We start from the raw sequence: 13,565 nt of genomic DNA on the forward strand, positions 1-13,565 counted from the left end.
AACAAAAGCCGCACAGATAACTTCTGTGCGGCTTTTGTTTTTAAGGTGGGCGTTAAACGCTCGATTTCCCCGCGCTTGCCGGTATAGGGTTAACTATCGTCAGTGCTGTGGTCATTAATGTGTTTTCCAAACCGGTGGTCACTCAATACGCGGATTTAGTTTCGATCATCTGGCGGTATTGCGGGTCTAATTGCTGCTAGTATTCCCATCAATTAACGAATCAATTTCCAGAATCCCGACGAGTTATTTATCTATGTTGAATTTCAGCGGAATTCCTGCTGCGTTACAGGCTCCGGCCGAGCGTTTTTGGGAGCAATTTGAAACCTCGGTGCAGAATCAAAACCTGGCGCATCCACGCGACTTGTTACCGGCTTCTGTCAGCCTTGATGAATTTTCTGCGCAGTTGACCCGCGCATTTGTGGGAAGCGAATTTATTGCCAAAACGGCGGCCCAAAAGCCGGCGTTGTTATTGGAGTTAATTGACTCCGGCGTGCTCTTTCGCGCACAAGTGGATGCAGACCTGGATACATTTGCGGCAGTTATTAATGCCGGGACCAGCGATGCCGATGTCGATGCGCGTCTGCGTCGCGAACGCAATAAAGCAATGGTCCGGATAATCTGGCGCGACCTAAATCGCCTCGCCACTATGAGCGAAGTGACAGCGGAGTTGTCTCGTTTTGCCGATAAGTCGATTCAACTTACAGCGGAATATCACTATCGCGCGCTGGAAAAAATATACGGCACGCCGATCGGGCGCGAATCGGCTACTGCGCAACCGTTTATGGTGCTGGGAATGGGCAAATTGGGCGCGGGGGAATTGAATATTTCTTCCGACATCGACCTGATTTTTACCTTTCCCGAGGGTGGTGAAACCAATCACGCATCGCGTGCGGTGAGCAACCAGGAGTTTTTTATCAAGCTTGGCCAGCGCGTGATTAAAAGCCTGGATGCGGTAACGGTGGATGGTTTTGTATTTCGTGTGGATATGCGTTTGCGCCCGCATGGCGAAAGTGGCGCGCTGGCAATGAGTTTTGTGGGGATGGAGGATTACTACCAAACCCAGGGGCGCGAGTGGGAGCGCTACGCCATGATCAAGGCGCGCACGGTGGCGATGGCAGGTGGTGAAAACCAGGTACAAGCGCGCAAAACCTTACGCAAAATGTTGCAGCCGTTTACCTATCGCCAATATATCGATTTCAGTGCGATCGAATCCCTGCGCGAAATGAAAGGTTTGATCGCGCGGCAAGTGCAACGCAAAGGCATGAACCTGGATGTGAAACTGGGTGAGGGCGGCATCCGTGAAGTGGAATTTGTGGTGCAGGTATTCCAGTTAATTCGCGGCGGGCGCGATGCGTTGTTGCGCAAACGCAAAGTGCCGGTGTTGCTGCCATTGCTGGAACAGGAGAACTACTTGCCACCGGGAACCGGAGCGGCGCTGCTGGAAGCGTATATTTTCCTGCGCAATACCGAGCATGCGATCCAGGGCTTCCAGGATAAACAGACCCAGGCCTTGCCGGTCGATCCGCTGGGCCAGCAGCGTTTGGCGTGGGTGATGGGGTTTGAGGATTGGGCCGGTTTTTTTGCCACACTAAGTAGCTATCGCCAACGGGTGAATGCGGAGTTTAAAGCGGTGATTGCGGCACCGGATGAGGAGGAGTCCATCGACCAAAAAGCCCTCACGTTTTGCCTCAGTCTGTGGGAGGGCAGCTTACAGGGGGAGGATGCCGTTCAGGCACTGGAAATGCGCGATGTGGATTGCGCTGCGGGATTGGTGAAAAACCTTGCCGATTTGCGCGTTAGTCGCGCGATTCTTTCCATGCAAGCCAGCGGACGCACCCGCCTGGATAGCTTTGTGCCGCGTCTACTACACATGTTATTTGTTGAAGCGGGACGAGGTAAGTTACCACTAACTATTGCGGAAACCTTCGCCAGGATTGCACCTTTCATCGAAGCAGTCGCCCGTCGTACAGCATATTTGGTGTTGCTGGTCGAAAATCCCACAGCCTTGCACCAGTTGATACGCCTTTGTGCTGCCAGCCCCTGGATTGCAGACCTGCTTACCCAATACCCGGCGCTGCTCGATGAATTGCTGACGCCGGAAAGCCTGTATGCGCCGCCGGATAAATCCCTGTTACGCGATGAACTGCGCCGCGATGTGCTGCGCCTGACCTGGGATGATCTCGAAGGCCATATGGAAGCCTTGCGCTATTTCCGCCTTGCCCACGGCTTACGCGTGGCCGCGAGTGAGGTCACCGGCGCTTTACCGTTGATGAAAGTAAGTGACTACCTGACTTATATCGCCGAAGTGGTACTGGAACATGTGTTGCAATTGTCCTGGGAGCATATGGTCGAGCGCCATGGTCGCCCGCGCCGCGCGGATGGTTCGGTGGATACCGCAGCGGATTTTGTCATCGTCGGTTACGGCAAATTGGGCGGGATCGAACTGAGTCACGGCTCGGATCTGGATTTGGTATTTATCCATAACAGTGATTCCACCTTATCGACCGATGGTGAGCGCAGTATCGATAACCTGACCTTCTACACCCGCCTGGGCCAGAGGATCATCCATATCCTTAACACCAACACCCCTACCGGCAAGCTTTACGAAGTGGATATGCGCCTGCGTCCCTCGGGGAATTCGGGGATGCTTGTGTCTTCGCTGGTCGCCTTTGAAAAATACCAGGCCAACGAGGCCTGGACCTGGGAGCACCAGGCTCTGGTGCGGGCCAGGGTGGTTGCGGGCAGTGCAGCGTTGGGCGAGCAGTTTGAGGCTGTGCGCCAGCGCATTCTCAGCCGCGAGCGCGATCCGGATCAACTGCGCAAGGATGTGGCTGATATGCGCCGTAAAATGCGCGAACAACTGGGGAGCGAGGCAAAATCAAAGAGTAAAAACACTCCCCTATTTAATTTGAAACAGGATGCCGGTGGTATCGTGGATATTGAATTTATGGTTCAATACGCGGCTTTGGCTTGGGCGTCCAAATCGCCCGGCGTCATCCGGTACACGGACAACATTCGCATACTCGGATCACTGGAGGAGGCAGGCCTACTCGATGCCGCTTCCGTGGCCCACCTGATCGCCGCTTACAAAGCATACCGATCCACCGGGCACAGCCTTGCGCTACAGCGACAGGAGGCAGTGCTGGAAGGTGACAATCACTTTACTGAAGAACGTGCGCAGGTCACGGCGATTTGGGATCGCTTGATCGGTCACCCCTGATTACACAGACTTTTTTTGATAAAGAATTTGGAGTTAGCTATGTCTTTTGCCGATCGCGACGGCGTCATATGGCTCGATGGTGAACTCATTCCGTGGCGCGATGCCAAGGTTCACGTTTTAACCCATACCCTGCATTACGGTATGGGCGTTTTTGAAGGCGTTCGCGCCTACAAAAGCGATTCGTTGGGTACCAGTATTTTCCGTTTGCAAGAACACACTGATCGTCTATTCCGCTCTGCCCACATCATGCGTATGAAAATGCCGTATACCAAAGATGTGGTTAACGAAGCGCACAAGCAAGTTATCCGTGAGAATGGCTTGGCCGAAGCCTACCTGCGCCCGATGGCGTTTTACGGCTCTGAAGGTATGGGCCTGCGCGCCGATAACCTGAAGGTGCATGTAATGGTTGCTGCCTGGCACTGGCCTTCCTATATGTCACCGGAAGCGCGCGACCTCGGTATCCGCATCCGCACCTCAAGTTACACCCGCCACCACGTGAACATCTCCATGTGTAAAGCGAAAGCTAACGGTCACTACATCAACTCACTGCTGGCGTTGCAAGAAGCACTGGACAGTGGGTGTGAAGAAGCGTTGTTGCTCGATAACGAAGGTTATGTAGCAGAAGGCAGCGGCGAGAACTTCTTCCTGGTACGCGATGGCATCATCTACACGCCGGAACTGACTTCCTGCCTGGATGGTATCACTCGTAACACAATTTTCCATTTGGCTGCCGATTGCGGTTATACCATCAAGGAAAAGCGTATTACCCGTGACGAAGTTTATGTTGCAGATGAAGCATTCTTTACCGGCACTGCCGCTGAAGTATTGCCGATTCGCGAGCTTGATGGCCGTCAAATTGGTGAAGGTCGCCGTGGTCCAATTACTACGCGCTTGCAGGATTTGTATTTCAAATCTGTGCGCGGTGAATTGCCCGGGCACACCGACTGGTTAGCACCGGTTGCCAGGTAACTGTTAATGACAGTCACATAACGGAGCCAACTGGCTCCGTTATTGTTTCAGTATGATTCACTTTCCAAGCCCGCCAGATCTATTTTCAAGACGCGCCGCGAATACATCCCTGTAGGTTTGTCGTTGACATCCACGTCTCCGGCAGTCTTGAAAATAATCTGTCAGTTTCTGAAAGTGAACTATTTATCTTTATCGCACTGATCATCATCTATGGCAGAAATTCAATTTCCCGCAACGTTAAAAACAATCCGGAAAATTCTGGTGGTTGGGCCTGCGTGGATTGGCGATATGATGATGGCGCACACCTTGTTTCAATTATTGAAACAGCGAAACCCTCATGTTCAAATCGATGTATTGGCTTCAGGCTGGACGCGGCAATTATTAATTCGCATGCCGGAAATCCATCAAGCGATTGATATGCCGATCGGCCATGGCAGCCTTGCCTTTGCCGAGCGGCGCGCGCAAGGAAAAGAGTTAGCGGCGCATCACTACGATCAAGCGATCTTATTACCTAATTCATTTAAATCTGCATTTATTCCCTTCTTTGCAAATATTCCGTTGCGCACCGGCTGGCGCGGTGAAATGCGTTATGGTTTGCTCAATGATATTCGTGTGCTGGATAAAAAATGTTTTCCACTCATGGTACAACGCTACGCTGCATTGGCATTGCCTGGAAATAGTGCTCCGTTAACGGAATTTCCTTATCCGCGGTTAACGGTTGATAAAAACCAGCGTCCACAATTGTTAACAAAATTTGCATTGCAGATGAACCGCCCGCTGTTAATAATTTGTCCCGGTGCTGAATATGGCCCGGCCAAACGTTGGCCCGAACATTATTTTGCTGAAGTGGCCGATGAAAAAATTCGCGCAGGTTGGCAGGTGTGGCTAATGGGATCTGCAAAAGATCGCGAAGTGACTGACGCAATTCGTAAATTATTATTGGATGACGAGCGTGAGCATTGCTTTAACCTCGCTGGCAGCACCAATCTTGGTGAAGCAATCGATTTAATGGATTGTGCCGATGCGGTATTGAGTAATGATTCCGGCTTAATGCATGTGGCCGCAGCATTGCAAAAACCATTGGCGGTTATTTACGGCTCCACCTCGCCCGAGCACACACCACCTTTAGCTGAGCGAGTTACGATCATCAGCAAAAAAATTGAATGCGCTCCCTGTTTTGAGCGCGAGTGTCCAAAGGTGCATCACAAATGTTTGCGTGACCTCATGCCGCAACAAGTGCTCGATGCATTGGATGCACTTATTCCCCAACCTTTGCATCCTGTGGCTAATTGATGCAGATGCGGCTCGCTTTTGTCATCTTTCGTTATTTTCCGTTCGGCGGATTGCAGCGCGACATGCTGGCGCTGGCACAATTTTTTCAGCAGCAAGGACATTCGATCACTGTATTTTGTGAACGCTGGCAAGGCGAAAAACCGCCATCGATTGCCGTCGTGGAAATTCCGGCTCGCGGTTTGCTCAATGTGGCGGGTGTGAAATATTTTGTTGAACGATTTGAGCAACAATTTCCCCGTGCGGAATTTGATGCATTAATCGGTTTTAACAAAATGCCGGGGTTAGATGCCTATTTCGCCGGCGATACCTGTTTTGCTTATAAAGCGTTTTGTGAGCGCAATTGGCTATATCGATTAATGCCGCGCTCGCGCTTGTATTTGCACTATGAGTCTGCAGTATTTAATGAACAAAGTGATACGCACATTTTATCTCTGGTCGCGAGCGAGCAAAAACAATTTGCCCGTTTTTATGCTACCCGGCCCGAGCGTTTTGAGTTGTTGCCTCCCGGTATTGTGCGCGAGCATGTGGCTTGTGCCGATCCGCAAACTGCTTATCGCGCATTGCGCAAGGAATTAAATTTGGAGGTTAATGCCCGTCTGGTTGTCTGCCTGGGATCAGGGTTTCATACCAAGGGTGTGGATATCAGTATCAATAGTTTTGCCGCGCTGCATAACGCCATGCGCGATACTGCACTGTTAATTGTTGGTAACGATAACCCTGATAAATACCGTGAGCAGGCGCGTGCGCTAGGCATTGCGGATAATGTATTTTTTCTTGGGCCGCGCAGCCCTGTTGGCAATTTATTACACGGTGCCGATGCGTTATTGCATCCGGCGCGCAAGGAGTTGGCCGGCAACGTTATTTTGGAGGCGATGTTGTGTGGTTGCCCGGTATTAGCGGCGGATCATTGCGGTTATTCGCATTTTATTGTCGAGCATCAGCTGGGTGAATTGATTTCCCATAATGCAACACCTGCCGATATTGCCATGCAATTGCAACGGCTGTTGGCTGTTGATAAAAGCCACTGGGCCGTGCGGGCAAATACTTTACAAAACAACACTGTTTTTTTTGCTCGTGCTGAATATGCGCTTGCGGCTGTGCAAAAAATTGTCCAGCAAAAAAAATCCGGGAATAAAAATCATGAATGGAAAATCGTCACACCAAAAGAAACACTGATATTGCGTGATGAATTGATTGATTTATGGAAAGCAAAGCCCGTGTTTGATCATGTCCAGCAATTGACGGGCACTGTCGCGCGTGAAATGCCGGATCGGCAAACCTTACGTTTTGATGTAAACGGTGAGGCGTATTACCGCAAATGGCATCGCGGTGTGGGCTGGATGGAAATTATTAAAAACCTGGTGCGCTTGCGGCTGCCGGTATTGGGCGCGCGCAATGAGTGGAATGCCTTGAATAAAATGCGCGCATTGGCCATTCCCGGTTTGATTCCGGTTGCTTTTGGTGTGCGCGGCAAAAATCCGGCGCGCCAGCAATCGTTTATTGTTACACGTGAATTGCGTGATGTGATTCAGCTGGATCATTTTTTTGAACAGCGCGAGGTTGCTCCGCTTATTAAACGCAAACTGATTGTGCGCGTTGCGGTGATTGCGCGTGAATTGCACGCAGCGGGTATTAACCATCGCGATTTTTATTTGTGCCATTTTATGCTGCGCGAAGCTTCACTTGTTACCGGCGTACCGGATATTACGCTTGTCGATTTACATCGCGCCCAATTGCGTGCCCGGGTACCTGAACGTTGGCGAGTAAAAGATATCGGGGGACTGTTGTTTTCCAGTTTGAACCTGGGATTTAGTCGCCGCGATTATTTGCGCTTTTTGACCGTGTATTTTGCCGCAGATTTACGCAATATATTCGGTGAACATTCATCGCTATTGCAAAAAATAATACAGCGTGCGCGTAAAACCTATGAGCGCGATTTTGGCCATCAGCCAAACCTTTAATGGATGTTATGGATTTTATGTTAGTGAATCGTGAGCAACGTGAACAGAAAATGCTGGCCTGGGCTTATGTCGGGTTATGGGTTTTTGTCACGGCATTTTTATGGGCGCCATCGCGCGATGGTTTGGAGGGGATTTACGCCCTCGCTGTTTTTATTCCGCTGTTATTGGTGTTGCCATGGCGCAAACCTGATCTGCAAGAATATGGTGGCTGGTTCACAGGCATTGCGCTTGCTTATGCGGGTTGGTCATTGTTATCCGGCTTCTGGGGTGGCGATGTCGGTTATTTATTTTTGCAATGGTTGATACTGGCAATTTGGTTAGCGGGTGTAGCCTGGGTGTTGCAAAAAAAATCCATGGATTGGGATATTTTTTTGCGCTGGTTCGTACTGATTGGTGCTGTGACAGCGTTAGTGAATATTGCGGTGTTTTATTGGAGCCATCCGTTAGCGGCGCGCATGGAGGGCATTACTATTGCTCGTGCACCGACCCTGGTGGGGCAGGTGTATGGTGCTGTAGTGTTGATCGGTATTTTGTTGTCCTGGCGAACGGATTGTTTTAAATGTGCGTTGGGTTTGTCGCTGGCCTGTATTCCGGCGCTGGCTGCGCTAGGCTTATCCCAAAGTCGCGGCCCGTTGTTGTCGCTGGTGCTGGTGTTGTTCATCGGTTTATTGTGGTTGCGCCCGGGCTGGAAAATCCTGCTGGTGCAAGTCTGTGCGGCTTTGCTTGGGGTGTTGGTAATCGCGTTGGTGTTTCCCCTGGATCAATTGTTGTTGGGACGCGGTGCTTCGTTTCGCGATCAAATCTGGCTGGATGTAATCCAGCAAATGCAGGCAAACCCTGCGCTGTTTTTGTGGGGCACCGGTATGAGCGAAGCGACGGATATCCAGACCAGCATTGGTGAATATCATCATGCTCACAATGCCTGGCTGGATATCGCTTACCGCACCGGCGTAATCGGTGCGAGTTTGGCTATGATTCATCTTGGATTGTTACTGTGGTCGGCCCGTCGCTACTTGCAGTTAGCGCCGCTAACACTCTGGTTAATTTATGGCTGCGGTTGCCTGTTTGTGGATTCGCGCAGTTTATTTTGGGAAATTGATGTGAAGTGGTTGCTCTATTGGATTCCTGCCGGCTTGCTCGCGGCCAGTTTAATGCCGCGTAAAACGCTGCCAGTTCGCACCCGGTTGAATGGATAATTTATGAGTTCTCTATCGAAAAAAAATATTGATGTAGGCGATGCGTCAGCCTGGTCGGTATATAAACGTTTGCTGGGTTATGTAAAACCATACACCGGCTGGTTTTTGTTGAGCATTTTAGGTTTTGGCTTGTTGGCTGCATCCAGTGTTTTATTTGTAAAAATTTTGGAAAACCTGGTGAATGTTGTTGCTGCTAATGACCCGACCGATCGTTACCTTGTGCCATTGCAAGTCATCGGTGCAACACTGTTACGGAGCGTGGGGGCTTTCGTCGGTATTTATTTAATGTCGCGCATCGCGTTCAACATTATTCATCGCTTGCGTGTAGAAGTTTTTAATCACATGACGCAATTGCCCAATGCGACCTTTGATGAAAAAAATTCGGGAAATTTAATTTCCATTATCACGTACAACATTAATGGTGTTACCGCTGCCGCTACTGACGCATTGAAAATTTCCCTGCGTGAAGGCCTAACGGTAATCGCGTTGTTTGGATACCTGCTTTATACCGATTGGCGGCTTACGCTGGTGTTTATTGTTATTGCGCCGGTGATTGGCTGGATTGTTGGTATCGTGGGAAAACGTTTGCGTCGCCTGAGTAACAAAGTGCAAAACACGGTGGGGGATTTAACCCAGGTGACCGGTGAGATGATTAACGGTTTTAAAGTAATGCGCAGCTTTGGTGGTGAAGATTACGAGAAGCAGCGTTTTGAATCCGTGAGTAAAAAAAACCTGCAGCAAAATATGAAAATTGTTGTGACTTCTGCAGCCAATACGCCACTGATCCAATTAATTATTGCTTGTGCAATTGGCTTGTTGATTTTTGTTGCCCTGAGTTTTATGGAGCTGAAAGATCCGGCAAGTTTTGTTGCATATATGACTTCGGTTGCGGGCATCCTTCCTGCCATGCGTAAACTGGGTGAGGTTGCCCCGACAATTTTAAAAGGTGTTGCCGCCGCAGACAGCGTATTTACCTTGCTGGATTCGGATACCGAAAAAGATGAAGGCAAGTACCAGGTTGAGCGTGCGCATGGCGAAGTCGAATTTAACGAGGTGGTTTTTACCTATCCAGGCCAGGCCGAGCTTGCACTGAATAAGATTAATCTCCGGGTAAAGGCGGGAGAGGTGATTGCGTTAGTCGGCAAGTCCGGTAGCGGAAAGTCAACATTGGTCAGTTTGTTAAATCGTTTCCACGATGCCAGCAGTGGTAAGATTCTTATCGATGATGTTCCAATTACCGATTATCAGTTGCGTAACTTACGTGAGCAAATTGCACTGGTGAACCAACAGGTCACCTTGTTTAACGATACGGTTGCGGGCAATATTGCTTATGGCAGTTTGCACACCCGAACGCCGGATGAAATTCGCAAGGCCGCAGATGCAGCTTATGCTACGGAATTTATCGAGCAATTACCGGACGGTTTTAATACACTGATTGGTGAGTCGGGTGCACGCTTGTCTGGTGGGCAGCGCCAACGTTTGGCAATCGCCCGCGCAATTCTGAAAAATGCCCCGATCCTGATTTTAGATGAAGCAACTTCCGCCCTGGATAATGAGTCTGAGCATTACATCCAGGCTGCGTTGGAACAAGTAATGCAAGGGCGTACAACGTTTGTTGTTGCCCATCGTTTATCAACTATCGAAAAAGCAGATCGAATACTCGTGCTGGAGGATGGTGAAATAGTGGAACAGGGAACCCATGCGCAACTGCTCGCTGCCAGGGGGGCTTACTCCCGGCTGCATGCCCGGCAGTTCCACGATGATGCTGATGGCTTGCAAGAGGTACCGGCAACCTAGCCGAAACTGGATAACCACACAACGACCCGTGGTTCTAACGGATTTTAATGAGAGTAAAAGCTATGCATCTATTTATGCCTAATTTTGACCGGGCCCATATCTTGGTGGTGGGTGATGTCATGCTGGACCGCTACTGGCATGGCATGAGTTCGCGCATATCACCCGAAGCGCCAGTGCCAGTAGTTAAAGTTAGCCAGACGGAAGATCGCCCGGGTGGTGCCGGAAACGTTGCCTTGAATATGGCGGCGTTGGGCTCCAGTGTTTCGCTCATCGGTGTCGTAGGTAATGATGAGGCAGGCCAGATTTTGCAAAGTCGCCTCAAAGCCGCAAAAATCCATGTTGATTTCCAGATTTCCCTGACCAAGCCGACCATCACCAAATTGCGCGTGGTTAGTCGCCATCAACAATTACTGCGGATGGACTTTGAAGACAAGTTTGATCTTTCCGACAGTGCAGAATTTATCAATAAAGTCAGATCAGCGATTCACCACACAGATGCTTTGGTGTTATCCGATTACGCCAAGGGCAGCCTGCACGATTGTCAGGCCCTGATTCACCTTGCCCGGGAAGCCGGTGTGCCGGTACTGGTTGATCCCAAGGGGCAGGATTTCCTTCGCTACCGTGGTGCTACTATGCTCACCCCTAACTTCCATGAGTTTGAAGCGGTGGTGGGTAAGTGCACAAGCGAACAGGATTTGGTCAATAAGGGTGAAGCCCTGATTCAGGATTTAGGGCTGCAAGCATTGTTGATTACTCGCGGTGAGCAGGGGATGACATTGTTGCGTCCGAACCAGCCTGAACTGCATTTGCCGGCTCGTGGTCGCGAAGTCTTTGACGTAACCGGCGCCGGGGATACGGTAATTGCAACCGTCGCTGCGGCTATTGCGGCTGGCCAAACCATGCCTGAAGCTACTGCGCTGGCAAACCTTGCAGCTGGTATTGTAGTTGGCAAAATGGGCACCGCTGCGGTTAATGCACCGGAATTGCGCCGCGCGATTATTGCCGAGCAGGGCGCCCAGCGCGGTGTTGTTACTGAAGAACAATTATTGTTGGCAATCGAGGATGCGCGTGCGAGTGGCGAGCGCCTGGTATTTACCAACGGTTGTTTCGATATCATCCATGCCGGCCATGTTGGTTATCTGGAAGAAGCGCGCAAACAGGGTGACCGATTGATCCTGGCTGTCAATTCAGATGCATCTATCCGTCGCCTTAAAGGAAGTGGCCGCCCCATCAATCCGCTGGATCGTCGGATGGCAGTATTGGCGGGACTGGAAGCGGTGGATTGGGTCGTGTCTTTTGATGAGGATACGCCCGAGCGCCTGCTGCGCCGGGTCAAGCCCGATGTGCTTGTTAAAGGTGGTGACTACCGTGAAGACCAGGTTGTGGGTGGCAATATCGTGAAGGCCTATGGCGGTAGGGTGAAGGTGCTTAGTTTCTTCGACAACTGCTCGACAACATCCATTGTTAATAAGATACGTCGCCAATAAATTGCCAGTGTTTCCATTATTCAGTAAGTAAAATGTTGTCTAGACTTCGTAGTACAGGGAAACCCCATACGAAGGTCTGAACGTGAACAATTACTCCTCTCCCAAGGCCATACAGCGCGATGGCCTGATTGATTTTGTAATCAACTATCATCTTTATATCGATCAAATCATGCTCCGGGTGACGTTTGGTGCCTGGGTTATGTCGTTATTGTTTGCGGCCCGTTATGACACCTGGTTGTTGGCCATCGTAGTAGGTGGGCTCTTTACTGCAATCAACTGGATTGCTATCCGGGTTATCAACCAGCCTGGATTAACTCCGTGCATCATCGCTGTTGTCTACATGCTGTTTGTATCGCTGCACGTGCACCAATTGCACGGCATGATCGAAGCACATTTCGGATATTTTGTGTTCCTCGCCGCTTTATTTACCTATTTGAGTTGGGCTCCTCTACTGTGGGCTGCGGGAGCAGCTGCCGTTGTACACGTTGTTATTCATATGATGCAGCAGGGGGGTATACCGATTTATTTATTCCCTGATCACATGCATTCCTGGGGTATTGTGGCTATGCACGCGTTCTATGTCGTCATCGAAACTGCGGTATTGATGGTGTTGGTAAGGCTGGCGAGCAGGCTTCTTGTTGTCGCCCAGGAGCTAGTGGCTGTGACTGAAGCTATGATCGTGGATGAGCGCCATGTAGACCTGGGGATTCGCGCGCAAGGGCACAATAATGCGATTCTGGATCACCTTAATTGGTTGTTGGATAACATTGCCAGAGCAATTAAATCGGCGGTGACGGCGCAAGAGCAAGCTGATGCAAACATTGGCGGCCTCGCTGGAAACTCGCGCCATTTGGTTTTGATCGCCGGTAAATCCCATGATGCGTCCGAGGTTATTCGTGTTGCCACGGATAATATGCACCGGTCTTTTGTGGCGGTGGCTGACAAGATCCAGCGTGCTGCTGTGTTAGCTGATGATACGGCGACTGCGCAGGCTGAAGGGAAAGTAGCGGTTAAGAATTCGCGCGAGGGTATTGCGGCGTTGTCATCCGTGCTGGGTGATACCGCGATTGCAATTGATAGCCTTGCCAAAGATTGTGAGGCTATTGGAAGTACGCTTGCCGAGATCCAGGGGATTGCCGAGCAAACCAATTTGCTCGCACTCAATGCCGCGATTGAAGCGGCGCGTGCGGGTGAGCAGGGGCGTGGGTTTGCAGTAGTGGCGGATGAAGTTCGCGCTTTGGCGGGGCGCACCAAAACGTCAACGGAAAATATCCGGGTGCTGGTGGCGCGCCTGGTGAGTGGCTCCAACCATTCGGTGGAAGCGATGAGTGAAAGCCGGGCGAGGGTGTTGGAGAATGTTGCCAATTCGCAATTGGTGGAACAGATTTTTGAACGTATCGCTGCCGCCGTATTGGAGATTAACCGCATCAGCCAGCAAATCGCGCAAGCGACAGAAGAACAAACCCAAACGTCGGAATCTATTGCCCGCCAGACTAGCCAGTTGAATGATTCAAGCCGGGAAACGGCGCAGATAGTGGCGGAAAACACCCGTATGATCGAGCATTTAAGCACGGCATTTAATGATTTGCAGGATGCGTTGACCAAATTCCGTTAATACGTATTGCCAGTGCAACAAAAAAGC

Annotated in this window: 8 protein-coding genes; all 8 read left to right on the forward strand. The window is 50.5% G+C overall.

Annotated features, from left to right (window positions below):
- Positions 1-253 precede the first annotated feature (253 nt).
- Positions 254-3,220 (forward strand): bifunctional [glutamate--ammonia ligase]-adenylyl-L-tyrosine phosphorylase/[glutamate--ammonia-ligase] adenylyltransferase, encoded by a 2,967-nt coding sequence (gene glnE, locus A596_RS02175; protein ID WP_039912381.1) that lies wholly within the window; start codon positions 254-256, stop codon positions 3,218-3,220.
- Between the two features lie 39 nt (positions 3,221-3,259).
- Positions 3,260-4,189 (forward strand): branched-chain amino acid transaminase, encoded by a 930-nt coding sequence (locus tag A596_RS02180; protein WP_039912382.1) that lies wholly within the window; start codon positions 3,260-3,262, stop codon positions 4,187-4,189.
- Positions 4,190-4,399: 210 nt separating this feature from the next.
- On the forward strand, positions 4,400-5,482 hold the full coding sequence (gene waaF, locus A596_RS02185) for a lipopolysaccharide heptosyltransferase II (protein ID WP_052417154.1): 1,083 nt from the start codon (positions 4,400-4,402) through the stop codon (positions 5,480-5,482).
- Positions 5,482-7,443: a lipopolysaccharide core heptose(I) kinase RfaP gene (gene rfaP / locus A596_RS21835; protein ID WP_052417155.1), complete on the forward strand. Its 1,962-nt coding sequence runs from the start codon at positions 5,482-5,484 to the stop codon at positions 7,441-7,443. Before waaF ends, rfaP begins: the two co-directional genes overlap by 1 nt.
- Before the next feature lie 8 nt (positions 7,444-7,451).
- A complete protein-coding gene (locus tag A596_RS02195) occupies positions 7,452-8,639 on the forward strand; it encodes an O-antigen ligase family protein (protein ID WP_160280062.1) in 1,188 nt (395 codons plus the stop codon).
- A gap of 3 nt (positions 8,640-8,642) precedes the next feature.
- Positions 8,643-10,436 (forward strand): lipid A export permease/ATP-binding protein MsbA, encoded by a 1,794-nt coding sequence (msbA, locus tag A596_RS02200; protein ID WP_039912384.1) that lies wholly within the window; start codon positions 8,643-8,645, stop codon positions 10,434-10,436.
- A gap of 47 nt (positions 10,437-10,483) precedes the next feature.
- On the forward strand, positions 10,484-11,923 hold the full coding sequence (gene hldE, locus A596_RS02205; protein ID WP_326979650.1) for a bifunctional D-glycero-beta-D-manno-heptose-7-phosphate kinase/D-glycero-beta-D-manno-heptose 1-phosphate adenylyltransferase HldE: 1,440 nt from the start codon (positions 10,484-10,486) through the stop codon (positions 11,921-11,923).
- An 82-nt stretch (positions 11,924-12,005) separates the two neighbouring features.
- Positions 12,006-13,538 (forward strand): methyl-accepting chemotaxis protein, encoded by a 1,533-nt coding sequence (locus A596_RS02210; RefSeq protein WP_039912386.1) that lies wholly within the window; start codon positions 12,006-12,008, stop codon positions 13,536-13,538.
- The last annotated feature ends 27 nt before the right edge of the window (positions 13,539-13,565 follow it).

Origin of the sequence: Cellvibrio mixtus subsp. mixtus J3-8 (assembly GCF_000766945.1) — a bacterium.
Lineage (GTDB): Bacteria > Pseudomonadota > Gammaproteobacteria > Pseudomonadales > Cellvibrionaceae > Cellvibrio > Cellvibrio mixtus_A.

Coding starts and splice junctions, on each gene's coding strand:
- glnE (WP_039912381.1), top strand. CDS start 254: ATGTTGAATTTCAGCGGAATTCCTGCTGCGTTACAGGCTCCGGCCGAG.
- A596_RS02180 (WP_039912382.1), top strand. CDS start 3,260: ATGTCTTTTGCCGATCGCGACGGCGTCATATGGCTCGATGGTGAACTC.
- waaF (WP_052417154.1), top strand. CDS start 4,400: ATGGCAGAAATTCAATTTCCCGCAACGTTAAAAACAATCCGGAAAATT.
- rfaP (WP_052417155.1), top strand. CDS start 5,482: ATGCAGATGCGGCTCGCTTTTGTCATCTTTCGTTATTTTCCGTTCGGC.
- A596_RS02195 (WP_160280062.1), top strand. CDS start 7,452: ATGGATTTTATGTTAGTGAATCGTGAGCAACGTGAACAGAAAATGCTG.
- msbA (WP_039912384.1), top strand. CDS start 8,643: ATGAGTTCTCTATCGAAAAAAAATATTGATGTAGGCGATGCGTCAGCC.
- hldE (WP_326979650.1), top strand. CDS start 10,484: ATGAGAGTAAAAGCTATGCATCTATTTATGCCTAATTTTGACCGGGCC.